The 16,094-nt window shown below is 59.6% G+C and carries 13 protein-coding genes and 1 pseudogene; 3 read left to right on the top strand and 11 right to left on the bottom strand.

Annotated features, from left to right (window positions below; all coding sequences use genetic code 11):
• Nucleotides 1–8: 8 nt before the first annotated feature.
• The 5 genes from NVB75_RS10045 to NVB75_RS10025 form a co-directional block, all read right to left on the bottom strand.
• A complete protein-coding gene (locus NVB75_RS10045; RefSeq protein WP_258347035.1) occupies nt 9–998 on the bottom strand; it encodes an ABC transporter ATP-binding protein in 990 nt (329 codons plus the stop codon).
• Nucleotides 995–1,795 (bottom strand): ABC transporter permease, encoded by an 801-nt coding sequence (locus NVB75_RS10040; RefSeq protein ID WP_003219747.1) that lies wholly within the window; start codon nt 1,793–1,795, stop codon nt 995–997. The genes NVB75_RS10045 and NVB75_RS10040 overlap by 4 nt, the downstream gene beginning before the upstream one ends.
• Nucleotides 1,782–2,645 carry an ABC transporter permease subunit gene (locus NVB75_RS10035; RefSeq protein WP_258347034.1) on the bottom strand — a complete coding sequence of 288 codons (864 nt, stop codon included), beginning with the start codon at nt 2,643–2,645 and terminating at the stop codon, nt 1,782–1,784. Before NVB75_RS10035 ends, NVB75_RS10040 begins: the two co-directional genes overlap by 14 nt.
• Complete coding sequence (locus tag NVB75_RS10030; protein ID WP_258347033.1) at nt 2,624–3,430, bottom strand: alkaline phosphatase family protein; 807 nt, start codon at nt 3,428–3,430, stop codon at nt 2,624–2,626. The genes NVB75_RS10035 and NVB75_RS10030 overlap by 22 nt, the downstream gene beginning before the upstream one ends.
• Before the next feature lie 220 nt (nt 3,431–3,650).
• Complete coding sequence (locus NVB75_RS10025; protein ID WP_017479502.1) at nt 3,651–4,718, bottom strand: ABC transporter substrate-binding protein; 1,068 nt, start codon at nt 4,716–4,718, stop codon at nt 3,651–3,653.
• Between the two features lie 351 nt (nt 4,719–5,069).
• Between NVB75_RS10025 and NVB75_RS10020 the strand changes: the two genes are divergently transcribed.
• On the top strand, nt 5,070–5,783 hold the full coding sequence (locus NVB75_RS10020) for a UTRA domain-containing protein (protein WP_258347032.1): 714 nt from the start codon (nt 5,070–5,072) through the stop codon (nt 5,781–5,783).
• An 886-nt stretch (nt 5,784–6,669) separates the two neighbouring features.
• Nucleotides 6,670–7,794, top strand: coding sequence for an IS481 family transposase (locus tag NVB75_RS10015; RefSeq protein WP_258344060.1), 1,125 nt, complete (start codon nt 6,670–6,672; stop codon nt 7,792–7,794).
• Nucleotides 7,795–7,920: 126 nt separating this feature from the next.
• Here the strand turns inward: NVB75_RS10015 and NVB75_RS10010 are convergent, their stop codons facing one another.
• From NVB75_RS10010 to NVB75_RS09995, 4 genes are all read right to left on the bottom strand, one after another.
• Entirely contained in the window at nt 7,921–9,228 is a 1,308-nt protein-coding gene (locus tag NVB75_RS10010; protein ID WP_258348568.1) for an IS4 family transposase, read from the bottom strand.
• A gap of 162 nt (nt 9,229–9,390) precedes the next feature.
• Entirely contained in the window at nt 9,391–10,737 is a 1,347-nt protein-coding gene (locus NVB75_RS10005) for an amidohydrolase (protein WP_258347031.1), read from the bottom strand.
• Between the two features lie 51 nt (nt 10,738–10,788).
• Nucleotides 10,789–12,948, bottom strand: coding sequence for a mechanosensitive ion channel family protein (locus tag NVB75_RS10000; protein WP_258347030.1), 2,160 nt, complete (start codon nt 12,946–12,948; stop codon nt 10,789–10,791).
• 72 nt (nt 12,949–13,020) lie between these two features.
• Nucleotides 13,021–13,197, bottom strand: coding sequence for a hypothetical protein (locus NVB75_RS09995; RefSeq protein ID WP_010166452.1), 177 nt, complete (start codon nt 13,195–13,197; stop codon nt 13,021–13,023).
• A 176-nt stretch (nt 13,198–13,373) separates the two neighbouring features.
• On the opposite strand from NVB75_RS09995, the pseudogene yegS reads away from it, so the two are divergent.
• Nucleotides 13,374–14,298: pseudogene (gene yegS / locus NVB75_RS09990) on the top strand (lipid kinase YegS); the annotation flags it as partial.
• Here the strand turns inward: yegS and NVB75_RS09985 are convergent.
• Both NVB75_RS09985 and NVB75_RS09980 read right to left on the bottom strand, forming a co-directional pair.
• Nucleotides 14,260–14,919: a response regulator transcription factor gene (locus NVB75_RS09985; RefSeq protein WP_258347027.1), complete on the bottom strand. Its 660-nt coding sequence runs from the start codon at nt 14,917–14,919 to the stop codon at nt 14,260–14,262. The pseudogene yegS and the gene NVB75_RS09985 overlap by 39 nt on opposite strands.
• Nucleotides 14,916–15,809, bottom strand: coding sequence for a sensor histidine kinase (locus tag NVB75_RS09980; RefSeq protein WP_258347026.1), 894 nt, complete (start codon nt 15,807–15,809; stop codon nt 14,916–14,918). The genes NVB75_RS09985 and NVB75_RS09980 overlap by 4 nt, the downstream gene beginning before the upstream one ends.
• Nucleotides 15,810–16,094: the final 285 nt, after the last annotated feature.

Here is a 16,094-nt window from a genome sequence, read left to right as displayed (position 1 = left end):
ATCGTGCGTCAGGCTACTTCACACAACGCACTTGGGTCGATGGAAAGTGCCAATCGCTGACCGTCCGGGTGCAGATCGTCAGCCGAGCGGTTGAGCACGTCCACCACCAATTCCACCCCACGGGCTTCGATGCGATAGCGAATCACGTTGCCCAACAGGCTGTGGCTGCGCACCAGCGCGTCCAGTTCGCCGCTGCGGCTGAGTTCGATGGCTTCCGGGCGAATGGCGATGCGCCCGGTGATCGGGCGCTGCAACAGTTTGCTGGCCTTGTCGGCGTCCAGCAGGTTGTAGTTGCCGATAAAGCCGGCGGCGAACACATCCACCGGCGCGGTGTAGAGGGTCTCGGCATCGCCGCTCTGCACGACCTTGCCCTGGTTCATCAGGAAGATCCGGTCGGACATGGTCAGGGCTTCTTCCTGATCATGGGTCACGAAGATGGTGGTCAGGCCCAGCTCGCGCTGGATCTGGCGAATCTGTTCGCGCAGGTGCTTGCGAATCCGTGCGTCGAGGGCCGACAGCGGCTCATCCAGCAGCAACAGGCGCGGGCGCGTCACCAGGGAGCGGGCGAGGGCCACGCGCTGGCACTGACCGCCGGACATCTGGTGCGGGTAGCGGCCGGCGAGTTCTTTCAGCTCCACCAGTTGCAGCACTTCCTGCACGCGTTTGTGGCTGTCGTCGGCATTGACCTTCTGCATGCGCAGGCCGAAAGCGACGTTCTGTTCCACGGTCATGTTGGGGAACAGCGCGTAGCTCTGGAACACCATGCCGATATGCCGTTTCTGCGGGCTCAGCGGAACGATGTCCTGGCCGTCCAGCAGGATTTTCCCGCTGTCTACCGAGGTCAGGCCGGCGATGCAGCGCAGCAGGGTCGACTTGCCGCAGCCTGACGGGCCGAGCAGGGTGACGAATTCGCCCTTGGCGATTTCGCAGTTGATGTCACTGAAGACCGGCGTGCCGGCGTAGCCTTTTTGCAGGTGTTGGACGCTGACGAAGCTCATTGGCTTTTGTCCTTGTTCAAGATGTTGGCGGCCCAGGTCAGCACCAGCACAAAGAAGAAATAGGAGATCACCAGGGCACTGGTGAAGTGGCCGCTGCTGTTACGCATATTGTTGAGGTACACCTGCAGGGTTTCGTAGCGGGTGCCCACCAGGATGTTGGCGAACACGAACTCGCCGAACAGGAACGAGAACGACAGCAGCAACGCCACCATCAAGCCCTTGCGCAGGTTGGGCAGTACCACCAGGAACGCAGCCTGGAAGGTGCTGGCGCCAAGCAGTTGGGCGGCGTCCATCAGGTCCCGCAGGTTGATCGCTTGCAGGTTGTTGGTGATCGCGCGGTACATGAACGGCAGCGCCACGGTGAAGTAGCAGCCGATCAGGATCCACGGCGTACCCACCATTGCAAACGGCCCCGAGCCGTAGAGCTGCAACAGTCCCACCGACGACACCACCGGCGGCACCGCGAAGGGCAGCAGGATCAGGATGTTCATCAGCGCGTCGAGTTTTGGAAAGTGGTAATGCACCACAAACAGCAGCGGCAGGATCAGTACCACCGACAAGATAAGCGCACCGACACACACCAGCAGCGATTGGCCGAAGGCATTCAGGAAGCGCGGGTCACTCCACAGCTGGATGTACCACTTGAAGGTAAAACCGGACGGCAGGATGGTCGCCGACCAACTGCTGGCGATGGAGTAGACCAGGGTGCCGAGCAACGGCAGCACCAGGATCGCAAACAACAGGTACACCACTACGCGGTGGTAGAGGGCGGCCGAGCCAGGTTCAGCGCGAGACATGGTAGCTCCTCTTGAGCAGCAGTTGATGGACCACGGTCACCACGGTCATCAGCGCCACCAGCACCACGGCCAGGGCGCTGGCCATGTTCGGGTCCAGGGAGATGTCGCCGGAGACCATCGCCGCGATACGGATCGGCAGCACGTTGAAGTTGCCGGTAGTCAGCGCGTACACCGTGGCGTAGGCGCCGAGGGCGTTGGCCAGCAGGATCACGAAGGTGCCCAGCAGCGCCGGGGTCAGCACCGGCAGACCGATGTGCCGCCAGTACTGCCAACCGTCCGCGCCCAGCAATGAAGCAGACTCGCGCCAGTCTTCGCGCAACGCGTCGAAGGCCGGGTAGAGCAGCAGCACGCCGAGGGGAATCTGGAAGTAGGTATAAAGGATGATCAGGCCGGTCTTGGAGTACAGGTTGAAGTCCTGAATGATCCCGGCCTGCTTGAGCATGATGGTAATGCTGCCGTTGAACCCCAGCAGGATGATGAACGCGAAGGCCAATGGCACGCCGGCAAAGTTGCTGGTCATGTTGGCGAATGCGGTCACGAAATTACGCAGCCGTCCGTCCACCCGGCGCAGCGAGTAGCTGCCCAGCACGGCGATGATGATCCCGAATACGCTGGAATAGAAACTGATCTCCAGGCTGTACTGGATCGCCTGCATATAGAACTTCGAACTGAAGATCTTGCTGAAGTTGGCCAGGCCCCAGCCGAATTCTTCCGACTGGACGCTGCTGATCATCACCCACACCAGCGGGGCGATCTCGAACACGATAAAGAAGAGGGCGAAGGGCACCAGGCACAAGGCAGCCAGCCATTTGCCGCGGATCACTGAATTCACTTCAACAGCTCCCGGCATACAGGCTTGTCGTGGGGCACACCGAGCAGCTCGCAGACGGTGCCGCACAGCTCGGTTTGCTTGGGTGTGGCATGGGTGTCGAGGCTGAACGCATCACCCAGCACAAACAGCGGCACTTCCCGTTCTTCCGGCAGCAGGCCGTTGTGGGAGCGGTCGTTGTTCATGCCGTGGTCGGCCGTCACCAGCACCTGGTAACCGGCGTCGAGCCAGCCTTGCAGGTAGTCGGCGAGGATGATGTCGGCCGAGCGTGCGCTGTTGCGGTATTGCGGGGTGTCGAGGCCGTGCTTGTGGCCGGCGTCGTCGATGTTCATCGGGTGCACCACCAGGAAATTCGGCGCGTGTTTGAGGCGCAGGCTTTCCGCGTCGGCAAACAGGTGCGAGTCCGGGTAATGGTCATTCCAGTAGAAATGCCCATGCTGGATCGGCAGCGCCGGGTCGTTGGTATGACGATCGCGGGCGGCGATGAAGGGACTGCGGTTATACAACTCGCTGACCCAGTGATAAGCCGCCGCCGCTGTGGATAAACCGGCGTCGGTGGAGTAATGGAAAATGCTGCGCTGGTTGGACAGGCGCGAGATGTTGTTGTGGACGATGCCGCTTTCGATCGGCGGGACGCCGGTGAGGATGCATTCGTACAGGGGCCGGGACAGGGCCGGTAGTTCACATTCCAGTTTGTACAGTGCTGCGCGTCCTGCGCCGATATAGGCCTGCAAGTGCCCCATGGCGTGTCGGGCAACCTCGTAATTCAGGCCGTCGAGCACGACAAGGATGACGTTGTGCTTCATAGGGGCTGGGGCTCCGCAACAAATAGGCTTGACTCAATTTCCCCTGAGGGAACGCAGTTAAGTGTGGGAGTGGGCTTTTGTGGGAGCGGGCTTGCTCGCGAAGACGGTGGGTCAGTCACACATGTATTGACTGACACTGCGCTTTCGCGAGCAAGCCCGCTCCCACCCAAGCCCGCTCACACATTGGATCTCCAGCGGATCTCCAATGTGGGTTACAGCCTTATTGCATATTGATGATGACTTCTTCCTGCCACTTCTGCGGCAGTGCCTTGGAGGTCTTCTCCCAAGCGTCGGCGTCTTTGATCGGCGTGACTTTCTTGTACTGCTCGTTAGGCAGCAGCTTGGCCTGTACGTCGGCTGGCAAGGTCAGGTGTTCGGCACGAATCGGACGCGCGTTGCCACGGGCCAGGTTGGTCTGGCCGGCATCGCTGAAGATGTATTCGCGGGTCAGCTTGGCGGCGTTCGGGTGCTTGGCGTATTTGTTGATGATGGTGGTGTAGCCGGAAATCACCGAGCCGTCCGACGGGATCAGCACCACGTAGTCATCCGGGTTGGCCATCTTGGCTTTGTAGCTCAGGCCGTTGAAGTCCCAGACCACGCCCACTTCCACTTCGCCTTTTTCCATGGTGGCGATGGTCGGGTTGGCCAGCGACAGGCGGCCTTGCTTGGCGATGTCGGCGAACATCAGCAATGCAGGCTGAATGTTCTTCTCGTCACCACCGTTGGCCAGTGCAGCGGCGAGTACGCCGTTGGCAGCCTGGGCGGCGGTGCTCACGTCACCGATGGACACCTTGTATTTGCCGGTCTTCAGGTCAGCCCAGCTCTTTGGGGCTTCGGAGCCGTGCAGCAGCTTTTTGTTGACGATAAAGGCGATGGTGCCGGTGTAGGCCAGTGCCCAGTTACCGTCTTTGTCTTTCGCCCAATCCGGGACTTGTGCCCAGGTAGTCGGCTTGTACGGTTGAGTAACGCCCTGTTTCACCGCTATCGGGCCGAAGGCTGCACCGACGTCGCCGATGTCGGCGCTGGCGTTGTCTTTTTCTGCCGCAAACTTGGCGACTTCCTGGGCCGAGCTCATGTCGGTGTCGATGTGCTTGAGGCCATAGATCTTGGCCAGGTCGTCCCAGGTGCCTTTCCAGTTGGCCCAGTCATCGGGCATGCCGACGCTGTTGACGGCGCCTTCCGCTTTCGCGGCGGCTTCGAGCGTTTTCAAATCGGTATCAGCAGCCATGGCGGCGGTGCACATGGCAATGGTCGAGCCTAACAGTGATGCCAGGAAAAGCTGTTTCATCCGAAGCTCCTTTGGGCGTTTTCAACGCTGCGTTTTTATGAACGATTGCGAAGGTGTTGGTCTAGGTCAGCAATACACGAGCCAATTTAGGCGTGCCGGATGACAGTTTCATGTCGATGTCGTTTTTTGTTGGCCTGGACGAGGGGTTGCCGGGTAAGCGTAGACCATGCCAAACCGCCCGGAAGCCTTGGACTTGGCCGATGTATTGCAGGTCTTGTGGCAGAACGTCGCGAGGCGCTGTCATCTGTCGGTCATGTGTAATGCCTAGGCTTGCACGCAATAGCAGAGGCGCGTTTAGCGGGCGTTTTGTGCACCTGAGTAGTGCTGGTCTAGTCCAGATAGGTAACGTTGATGCGTGATGAGGCAACCAAGGCGGTGACAACCATTGGCCTGGCGCTGCAAGAGCAGATCGACCATGGCTTGTTGGCGCCTGGCAGTAAGCTGCCGGCCGAGCGCAAGCTGAGCGAGTTGTTTGGTACCACCCGCATTACGGTGCGGGAAGCCTTGTTACAACTTGAGGCACAAGGGCAGATTTATCGCGAGGAGCGGCGGGGGTGGTTTGTGTCGCCGCCCAGGCTTGCCTACAACTTGATGCAGCGCAGCCATTTTCACGCGATGGTGAGTGCGCAGGGGCGGATGCCGTCGACCGAGGTGATTTCGGCGCGGTTGCAGCCGGCTTCGGCGGCGGTGTGTGCGTGGTTGCAGTTGCCGGCGTTGTCCAGTGTGATTCAGATTTGCCGGGGGCGCAGGATTGATGGGCGGTTGGTGTTGTATGTGGAGCACTATCTGAACCCGCAGTATTTTCCGGGGATTCTGGAGTGTGATTTGAATCAGTCGATTACGGAGTTGTATGCGCGGGTGTATGACTTGCATTACGGGCGGGTGCGGTTTGAGATTGTGCCGACGTCATTGCAGGTTGAGGCGGCTGCGGCGTTGAGGGTGTCGGTGGGGAGCCCGGGGTTGCGGATTGCTCGGGTTAATTATGATCAGCATGAGCGGTTGATTGATTGTGATCTGGAGTTTTGGCGGCATGATGCGATTCATGTGGGGGTGGATGTGGTTTGACGGGGTGACGTGGGATGCGTTGATGGTTTGATGGTTTGACGGTGTACATATCCGTTGCTGCGGTAACGGCCACTTAGGGTTCCGCTCTTACAGCGGGTCACTTTTGGCAAACGCCCCAAAAGTAACCAAAAGGTCTTCGCCCCACCACTCGGTGCCTCGCCTAGGCTCGGCATGCCCGCACTCCGGCCCGGTTCCGCGGGCCGCCGCGACGGGCCATCCATGGCCCGGCGCGGCTAAATCGGCATCCCTGCCGATTTACCCGCTCCACCGTGCCTACTTGCGGCCATCGTGGTTAACGGGGCCCGCAGATCAAAATCAAAAGCAGATCAAAAGCAGAGCACAGCGGCCTCCCGGCCGGCTTGAGTGTTAAAAGCAAAAGCAAAGACCAGAGCGAAAACAGATCTGCTTTTCTGTGGGAGCGGGCTTGCTCGCGAAAAACCTGAGAGCGCCGCGTTCATTCAGGATGCCAGCGTCATCGTTAACGACCTTCGCGAGCAAGCCCGCTCCCACATTTTTTGGACCGTGCCCGCTTTAGATTTTGATTTGGCTTTTGCTCTTCAACACTCAAGCCGGCCGGTAGGCCGCTGTGCTCTTGCTTTTGATCTTAGGCGCCCCGTTAAACCACGCTGGCCGAACGCAGGCTTTGGAGCGTGGGTAACCTGGCAGGACGCCAGGTTAGCCGTCCTGGGCCAAGGATGGCCCATGACGGCGGCCCACGGTCCAAAGCCGGAGTGAGGGCACTCCGAGCCTAGGCGAGGAGCCGAGTGGTGGGGCAAGAGCGTTTTGCTTACTTTTGCGCTGTTTGTACGGACCGGACACATGGTTGACGGGTGTGCGGGGACATGGTGGACACTTTTCGGCGAGCTAACTTCGCCGGAAAACCATCATGCCCTGGGACACGAGAGATGCCATGAGCCTGAAAGAAGAGTTTGTCGCCTTGGCGCGGCAACCCGGCAGTAATAAACGAGAACTGTGTCGACGATTCGGTATCAGCCCCCAAACGGCGTACAAGTGGCTCGATCGCTACGAGACGCAAGGCCGGTCGGGGCTGCAAGAGAAGTCCCGCAAACCTCTCACCAGCCCCAAGCTGACCAACACCGCTCTAGAGACGGCGGTCATAGCGCTCAGGCAAGACCATCCAGCCTGGGGTGGGCGCACGATCAGCAGCATTTTGAAAAAACAAATCGCTCCCAGCACCGTTACTAATGTTCTGCACCGACACGGGCTGATTCAGCCTGCTCAGAAGGAACAAGCGGCAAAGTTGAGATTTGAACACGATGCGCCTAACGATCTTTGGCAGATGGACTTCAAAGGGCATTTCCCGACGCAACAAGGCCGATGCCATCCCCTGACCCTGCTGGACGACCACTCGCGATTCAACCTGGCGATTCAGGCTTGTGATAACGAGCGTGGGACCACGGTGAAAGAGAAAATGATTGAAGTGTTCCAGCGCTTCGGATTACCGGCTCGCATCAACGTCGATAACGGCCCGCCCTGGGGCTCGCCGCGCAACCCTGGCGAAATCACCGAGCTGAGTATCTGGTTGATTCGCTTAGGAATTCGGATCAGCTTCAGCCGTCCTTACCACCCCCAAACCAATGGAAAGATTGAGCGTTTCCATCGGTCACTCAAGGCCGAAGTGCTTAATGGGCGTCAGTTTTCCACGATCAAGGAAGCTCAAACAGCGTTTGATCAATGGCGTGAGATTTATAACTTGCAACGGCCTCATCAAGCGTTGGGCTACAAGGTGCCGATGGACCGGTATCGAGCCAGCCCATGGGCTTATCCGCAGCAGTTATCGGAGTTTGAATACGGACCGGACGACGTATTGGCCAAGGCTTATAACAGCCGATTCCGCTTTCAGAAACGCTATTTCAGCATAGCTAAGGGGCTGGCTGGGCATCACCTTGCCATACGTCCTAATCCTGAAAGTGATGGGCTTTTTGACGTCTACTTTTGCCATCACTTCCTACGAACAATCGACGTGAGCAAGCCAGACTATGGTCCATAATGTGTCAACCATGTCCCCGCACATGTGTCCACCATGTGTCCGGTCCGTACACGCTGTTCAAAAGTGAGCCGCTGTAAGAGCCATCCCTTTCAAGGTCTGCGTTTAAAAGCCCGTTTAAGGCCGTGTTTAAGTACGTTTATCCGACTTAGCCGCCTTAAGCACCCTAGCTGTTGAGACATGCGCCCGTACCGCCTTACCTTCCAGCCACTCCTTGGGCTTGGCTACTTTGGGGCCACGAGGGCTTTTTGCTACGGACTTAGGTTTGATCATCCTTGCCAGGGCCAGCAATCGCTCTGCCAGCCCTTGCGGAGTCTTTTCAAGAGGGAAATTTTCCGCAGGCAATGCGATCTGCAAGCCTTGATAATCACTGCGAACATGCACCGCCAAATGGAAAATCGAAACCTCCCAACCCTCTGGCTGCGTTTCGCGGTGCGCCTGCTCAACGCTACGCTTGAGAACCGACAAAACGTTGTAAGCCAGGACCGCCGAGGCAAAGCCCAATAGCGCGGCTTTCGGGCTGCCAAGGCCTGTAATTTCACTGTCCAGTACCGACTCAAGGCGCTGAAACATTCCCTCGATACTCCAGCAATGACGGTATAAATCGGCTATCTGCCGGGCACCGATGGTGTCGGGCAAATTGCTCCAGAACCACATCACCAAATCACCTGAGTCATTCGCCGTTTGCAGGTTCAACTCAACACGTCGCCAGCGGCGGCCACCCTTCACTTCGATGATTTGTTCGCGAACGGTTCCGCTATCGACCGTCCCTGAGTCTTGCCACTCACTTTCCTGGACCAGGCGTGGATGCTTGCTGGGTTGGCGAACGATGAACGAAGCCCCCGTGTCCTCGCAGGCTTGCAGGACGGGGAGCGTGCAATAGAGCCGGTCAGCCATCCACAACTGGCCCGCGCATGCGCGGGCCAGCAGCGGTAAAACACTGACTCGCTCACTGGCGTAGGCATCTTCCCACGGCTGAAGATCAACGACTAAATCCAGATCCGGATCGTAGGCAACTACTGAAAATCCTGGGCGCGCTGCGCCGCGCTCATTGCGCAGAGCGCCTAGACGTTTTTCAGTGGCCGGCAGGTGGTTGCCATCCACAATACGCAACTGCCAGCCGGGCAGGATCGATGAATGGCCGAGCGTTTCGACGGTCGGTATCAAACGCTCGGCACTGCCCGAAATGAGGGCGCGAAGCAGCTCGGGTTCGGTTCGCTTGATCTTGTCATAGAGTGCCGAAACACTGACCGAAAGGCCCTCCATCTTGCGCGCCGCCGCGTGTAACGACGGCCTCAAGCCCAATGAAACAAGGGACATCAGCTCAACAACGGTTGAAAACAAAAGCTCACGTGAGTACTGCCGTTGGCGGTGATCATCGAACACCTTGTCAACCCAAGCGGCATCTACTGCCTGCTCTAATATCAACTTGGTCATGACGCTGGCCGGCGCCTGTTTTTCAAACCGTTCTAAAACCTTTTCCCACATAGTTTCGTCGTCCTGACTGGATTGGTTAGGGGATTTTAAACCAAGACCTTGAAAGGGATGGCTGTAAGAGCGGAACCATAAGCCGCCGTTACCCAAATAACGGATATACCCTCAATCCCCCGCATTGGCATACAAATAGTCAGTCGCCAACGAAGCCAACGTCCGTACCCCAACCACCAACGCCGACTCATCCACAAAGAACCCCGGATTATGATTCGGTGCCGCCTTGCTCATATCCTGATCCCTAGGCGTCACCCCCAGAAACACAAACAACCCCGGCGCTTCCTTGGCATAAAACGAGAAGTCTTCAGCCCCACCCACCAACGGGGCGTTGACCACATCCCCCTTTGCCGCCCAACGCAAACTCGGCAGCATTTTCTCGGTCAACGCCGGGTTATTGATGGTCGGATCGTACTTCTCAATGATCGTCACCTCAGCCTTCGCCCCACCACTCTCGGCAATCTTCTCGACGGTCTGCCGCACATCCGCATGCAGCTTCTGGCGAATGCCATAGTCGTAAGAGCGAATGGTCCCACTCATATCCACCGACTCAGGAATGATGTTGTACCGCGTCCCCCCGTTGATGGTGCCAATACTCACCACCGCCGGAAACGAAGAAATGTCGGTGCGCCGGCTCACCACCGTCTGCAACCCAACGATGGCCTGCGCCCCCACGGTAATCGGATCAATCCCATCCCACGGCCGCCCCGCATGGGTCTGCTTGCCCAGGATCTTGATCCGCAGGTCATCCGAACTCGCCAGGGTAGGCCCCGGCCGATACGCAATCTGCCCCGCAGGCACACCCGCCCACACATGCAGCCCGAACACCGCATCCGGCTTGGGCGATTTCATCACCCCTTCCTGCACCATCATCTTCGCGCCCCAGGTGTTCTTGCCATCGGGGATAAAGTCGCTCGGGCCTTCTTCAGCCGGCTGGAAATAAAACACCACGGTGCCCGGCAGACGATCGCGCATGCCCGTCAGAATTTTTGCCGTGCTCAGCAGGATGGCGGTGTGGGCGTCGTGGCCGCAGGCGTGCATCACGTCGACTTCTTTATCGAGGTACACCCCCTTGGCCTTCGAGGCAAAGGGCAGGTCGGACACTTCCTTGACCGGCAGCGCATCCATGTCGGCGCGCAAGGCAACGGTCGGGCCGGGCAGGGCGCCTTTGAGGATTGCGACGACACCCGTGCGGGCGACGCCGGTCTTGACCTCAAGCCCCATCTCCCGCAATTGCTTGGCCACCAGTTCCGCGGTGCGCTTTTCGGTGTTGCCCAGTTCAGGATGGGCGTGGATGTCGCGCCGGGTTTCCAGCAGGGCCGGTTCCAGCACTTTCGCCTGGGCGGCGATTTCTTCGCGGGCACTGTCCTGGCCGCTGCTGGCGGCGATGACCGCACTGCTGGCGACACCGCACAGCAGGCCGAGTACCCATTGGTGTGTAAGACCGGTCAAACGCATAAGGACTCTCCATGATTATTGTTGTTGATCCTGACGTCATCCGGGCAGCGCTTATTCTTTCTCCTGCACGCCTCCCGCCGCTGTCACTACTTGCACGCTCAGGCGCGGGGTGGCCAGGTCCAGCCCGGCTTCATCGAGGTGACGCTTGAGCGACAAGTTGAACGCTCGCGAAACCTCCCACTGCTTGATCGGCGCGGTCTTGAAGCGGGCGCGAAGAATCGCACTGCCGGACTCGAAACTTTCTACACCCTGAATCTCCAGCGGCGACCAGATATTGCGCCGCTGCAACGGGTCGTTGCGCATCTTCTGCCCGACGTCGCGCATCAGCTTGATGGCGTCGTCGATTTCCATGTTGTAGGGAATCGCCACCCGGAAGATCGCGTAGCCGAATTCCCGGGAGTAGTTCTTGATGCTTTTGATCTCACTGAACGGGATGGTGTGCACAATCCCGTCGATGTCCCGCAGACGCACGGTACGGATGGTCAAGCCTTCGACCGTACCCAGGTGACCGCCGACATCCACATAGTCATCAATCGCCAGGGAGTCTTCGATAATGATGAACAGGCCGGTGATCAAATCCGCCACCAGCGACTGCGCACCAAAACCGATGGCCAGGCCGATCACACCGGCACCCGCCAGCAGTGGCGTGACGTTCATGCCCATGTTCGCCAGGGCGACGATGGCGGCAATGATGAAAATGGTCACGAACAGCACGTTGCGAATCAGCGGCATCATCGTCTGCGCACGCGCGTTGGCCAGGCCTTTGCGCGAGCGGGTGAGGGCGTGGTGGATCGCGGTGTCGCTGAGGATCCAGATCAGCCAGGCGAACAATAACGTGCCGGCAAGGCCGAACAGCTTGACGCTGATTTCATGGCCGTCGCCTTCGGTAAAGCGAATCAGCGACAGCCCCCAGACCCGCAGGCCCAGTTCGATAAACACCAGCCACACCACCAGGTGGGCGAGGGTGTAGACGAAGCTTTTCAGGCGATCGGAGTACAGCGCATGGCGCTTGTGCCCACGCTGAGTCTTGAGTGAATGGCGGCGCACCAGGCCGTTGATCACCATGCACAGCACCAGCAACACCGTGCACAACAACGACTGGCGCAGGGCGGTGCTGGTGTCACCGGCGGAGACGAAAGTGGCGAACAGCGAGATGCCCACCAGCAGCAACGCCGGCAGGTACCAGAACGTGCCGACGATCTCGATGGTGTCGCTCAGGGCGCGGCGGGTCAGGCGGCGGGACAGCGGCTGGTTGCGGATCAGGTGCGCAATGGGTCGGCGGAAACGCAGGATGAACACGCCAGTGGAGAGCGCGGCCATGACATTGGCGATGGTCGCGGCGACATGGGACAAGTGCTGGCCCAGGCTCTCGGCCAGGCGCGGGTCGCTGACGGCTTCGCCAAAGGCGGCAAAGCTGCCGATCAGCCACAGCGGGCGAAAGGCCTGGTGGCGCAGGATGTACAGCGCGCGGTGGCGGTGCGGGCCGTCCAGCACGGAAAACGCGACCACGCAGATCGCCGAGAAGCAGGTGCCCACTACCAGCGCATAGGCCAGCACCATCGCCAGGGATTTGCCCAGGGACGAGGGCAGTGCGTAGCTCATGTAGACGGTGATCACCAACGCGATCAGCCATGGCCCGAGCTTGCGCAGGGCGAAGCGCAACAGGTCCCAGGTCTTGGGGTGTTGGGGCAGTTCTTCGGTCAGGCCGAAACGCTCGCGCACCCGATGGCTGAGCCAGATCAGCACGGCGGCCAGCAGGCTCCAGAGCATCAGGATCATGGCAAAGGCAAAGATGATCGGCAGCCATTCGCTGGCCGGCAGCATCAATGCAGTGAGTTCGTCCTTGGCCAGGTCAAACTCGTTGGACCAGCGATTGATCGGGCTGTCGGCGCCAGAGAACTGTTGCTCCAGGCTGGACAGGGTGCCGCCGATCAAACCGAGTACACCGAGTTCGGCGGCGGGCTGGGCTTTTTGTGTGGTTTCCCGGAGCTTTTTCAGGTCGCTCAGCAGCTTGGTGCGCTGCTGGTCGTTTTCCAGGGTCTTGATCACCTCGTCCAGGGACTGGCCCAACGGGACGTCGGCTTGCGGTTGGGCTTTGGTGTTGCTGCCCAGCAGCCCCGGCAGGCTCACGGCGTGGGCAGGCGCCATGGGCAGCAGGGACAGCAGGCAGATAAACAGGCAACAGGGCAGGGCAAACAGACGGGCAAGCACGAGGCGGTCAACCTTAAAAACGACGAATTGGCCGAGTGTACGAGGCCGTCCTGCGCAATGCGAGTGTGATTGTCATTCCGCGAGTTTGGCGAGGATCTTGTAAACCACGGTGCCGAGGATCAGCAGCATGCCGATCCACATGCCGAATACGCCGATGGCTTTGTCGCGAAAGTTGAAGCCTATGGCCAGGAGGATCATGCCGGTCAGGATCGGGATGAGCATGGAGTGGAAGGCGGACATGGTGATCATGGTGCGACGGCCTTGTCGGATGAGAATGGGTGCAAGTCTAGGCGGATTTTGCGAAATGCGAGTTGATCCGTGTCAGAAACGCCACAAACCCGGGTTAATTTCCAAAGCCAATGGCTTTTTTTCGATTGGCCACGGTCAACATCTCTCAGGAACCTTAAACCCAGGAGCATTCATCCATGAGCACACCCAAGGCACTGTTGATTCTGCACGGCAAGCAAGCCCTCAACGAAGAGGTGCGGGCGGCAGTGCAGGGCAAGCGCGAACAGGGTTGGGAGTTGGCCGTGCGGGTGACATGGGAGGGTGGCGATGCCCAGCGGTTTGTCGATCAGGCCCTCGCCGATGGCTACACGCGGCTGATTGCCGGCGGCGGTGACGGCACGCTGCGGGATGTGGCCGAGGCCATGGCCCGGGCCAAGACCGAGGCCAGCCTGGTGCTGATGCCCCTCGGCACCGCCAACGATTTTGCCCGCGCCGCCGGTGTGCCGCTGGAGCCTGAGCAGGCGTTGGACCTGCTGGATGTGCCGGCCCGTGCCATCGACCTGGGCGAAGTGGGTGGGCAGATCTTCCTTAATATGGCCACCGGCGGATTTGGCAGCCAAGTCACCGCCAACACCTCCGAAGACCTGAAGAAGGTCCTCGGCGGCGCAGCCTATCTGTTTACCGGCCTGTCACGTTTCAGCGAGTTGCGTGCGGCCTACGGTGAATTGCAGGGCCCCGACTTCCACTGGCGCGGCGAGCTGCTGGCCCTGGGCATTGGCAACGGGCGCCAGGCCGGTGGCGGGCATGTGCTGTGCCCCGATGCCCTGGCCGATGATGGTTTGCTGGATATCAGCATTCTGCCGGCGCCTCAGGAAGTGGTCGGCACCCTGCGTAGCCTGATGACGGACGGTTGGGGCCTGGACAACATGTTTGTGCGGGCGCGTTTGCCGTGGGTCGAAATCAAGGTGGCCGAAGGGCTGGCGATCAACCTCGACGGCGAGCCGCTCCAGGGTGATGACTTGCACTTTTCGGCCTTGCCCCAGGCGCTGCGGGTGCATTTGCCGACGGATTCGCCGTTGCTGACTAATCGTCCAGGCTGATGATCTGTTCGCGCACCGCAAACAACACCAGGCCCGCCACATCGAAAATCTGCAAGCGCTTCATGATTTGCGAGCGGTGGGCTTCCACGGTCTTGATGCTCAAGCCCAGGCCATGGGCGATTTCCCGGGTGGACTTGCCGCGCACGATCAACCGGAGGATTTCCAGTTGGCGCGCGGTCAGGTTATGGCTGTGGGGCGGCGGGTTGGCCTGGGCCTGATTGCGGATCAGCGCCTGGTTGATCACCGTGTGGGCGATGGCCGGGCTCAGGTAGCGTTCGTTGTTGCGCAAGGCCAGCAGCGCGTGCTCCAGCTCGTTGGCCGTGGTGTCCTTGAGCAGGTAGCCATGGGCGCCGGATTCCAGGGCGCACATGATCAGTTCCGGGTCGGTGTGCATCGACAGGATCAGCACTTTGCTCTTCGGATAAGCCTGCTTGAGGTTCTTCAAGGCATCGAGCCCGCCGGTGTGTTTCATCGACAGGTCGAGCAGCACGATGTCGGGTTGCAGCGCATCGAAGCGCTCCAGCAACTGGGCGCCGTCGCTCGCTTCGCCGATCACCGCGTAGCCGGGAATATCCATGACCAGCGCACGCACGCCGGCCCTGATCAGGGAGTGGTCATCCACCAGGAGTAAGTTGCACGTCACTCTAGAACCTTATGGGGGTTGGCCCGTTCGAGGGCGCGGGGCGCCCAGGGGAAAAGCGCTTCGATCCGTGTGCCAAAGCCTGGCCGGCTATTGACAGACAATGTGCCGCCCAGTTGATCAATCCGCTCGGACATCCCGGCCATGCCCCGTTGACCTTCCTGGGCGGGGTTGATGGCGGGCGAAAAGCCCTGGCCATCATCGCTGATAGACAGTGACAGGCCTTCCGGCAGGCGTTGCAGGCGCACCAGCAGGTTGCGTGCCTCGGCATGGCGCAACATGTTGGTAACGGCTTCCTGGGTAATGCGAAAGGCGGCAACGGCCATTTCTTCCGGGATGCCGGTGAGCCGTTGATGGCATTCCAGGCTCCAGTTTACCTGCGTGTTTTCCAGGGTCTTGAGCAGGTGCGCCCGCAGGCTCGCCTCCAGCCCCAGGCTCGCCAACTGCCGGGGATTGAGGATGGCCGACACGTCCTGCACCTTGGCCAGGGTTTCGTTCAGGGTGTTGCACAGCACTGCGCAATGGCCTTGCAGGTCTTCCGGCAGGCGGCGTTTGAGCCATTCACTTTGCAGCTTGGCGGCGGTCAACAGTTGGCCGATATCGTCATGCAATTCACGGCTCAGGCGATGCCGTTCGTTTTCCTGGACCTGCAACAGACGTTCGGCCAGTTCCTGGGGCTGGAACTTGATGGACTTGCGTGAGCGCCACTGTTGCAGGCCCACCACCAACAGGGTGGCCAGGTTCAATAACAGCAGGGCTAAAGGAAGCTCGGCCGAGCGTGCATAAGCCCACAGGCTAAGCAGGCACGAACACAGGCATAGCGCGAGGGTCATCCTGCGTGCATTGCTTCGGGACACGGACCTTGCGATGAGTGACTTCAGGCTGGCGTACATAGGAGGCGCATTTCACGTTTATATGCATCATGAAGTTGAGTCACTTCGAGCGGGGCATGGTACCACCACTATTACCGTTGGTCGCCTTTCGCCGAGCGTGATGAGGCGTATTAATCACGGCTGCGCCTCGGGAGGTAGTCCCGGAGTTCAAAGAGTGGGGGAGTTGTATCATTGAAGTTGTTTTGTATCGGTATTGTCGTTAGTGGCTTATTGATATTTTTCGGCTAACGACTACGTCATTTGTGATTAGTTGTGGCTGTCGTTTTTGGATAAATGAGTGATTGA

The sequence above is a fragment of the Pseudomonas sp. CBS genome (assembly GCF_024734645.1).
Taxonomy (GTDB): domain Bacteria; phylum Pseudomonadota; class Gammaproteobacteria; order Pseudomonadales; family Pseudomonadaceae; genus Aquipseudomonas.
Note: the sequence above shows the minus strand (reverse complement) of the source record. Positions and strands in the feature narration are given on the sequence as shown.

Bases quoted from the DNA above. Each gene is read 5' to 3' on its own strand.
- NVB75_RS10035 (WP_258347034.1), bottom strand. From the start codon at position 2,645: ATGCCGGGAGCTGTTGAAGTGAATTCAGTGATCCGCGGCAAATGGCTG.
- NVB75_RS10045 (WP_258347035.1), bottom strand. From the start codon at position 998: ATGAGCTTCGTCAGCGTCCAACACCTGCAAAAAGGCTACGCCGGCACG.
- NVB75_RS10040 (WP_003219747.1), bottom strand. From the start codon at position 1,795: ATGTCTCGCGCTGAACCTGGCTCGGCCGCCCTCTACCACCGCGTAGTG.
- NVB75_RS10030 (WP_258347033.1), bottom strand. From the start codon at position 3,430: ATGAAGCACAACGTCATCCTTGTCGTGCTCGACGGCCTGAATTACGAG.
- NVB75_RS09995 (WP_010166452.1), bottom strand. From the start codon at position 13,197: ATGATCACCATGTCCGCCTTCCACTCCATGCTCATCCCGATCCTGACC.
- NVB75_RS10010 (WP_258348568.1), bottom strand. From the start codon at position 9,228: ATGACCAAGTTGATATTAGAGCAGGCAGTAGATGCCGCTTGGGTTGAC.
- NVB75_RS09980 (WP_258347026.1), bottom strand. From the start codon at position 15,809: ATGTACGCCAGCCTGAAGTCACTCATCGCAAGGTCCGTGTCCCGAAGC.
- NVB75_RS10025 (WP_017479502.1), bottom strand. From the start codon at position 4,718: ATGAAACAGCTTTTCCTGGCATCACTGTTAGGCTCGACCATTGCCATG.
- NVB75_RS10005 (WP_258347031.1), bottom strand. From the start codon at position 10,737: ATGCGTTTGACCGGTCTTACACACCAATGGGTACTCGGCCTGCTGTGC.
- NVB75_RS10020 (WP_258347032.1), top strand. From the start codon at position 5,070: ATGCGTGATGAGGCAACCAAGGCGGTGACAACCATTGGCCTGGCGCTG.
- NVB75_RS10015 (WP_258344060.1), top strand. From the start codon at position 6,670: ATGCCCTGGGACACGAGAGATGCCATGAGCCTGAAAGAAGAGTTTGTC.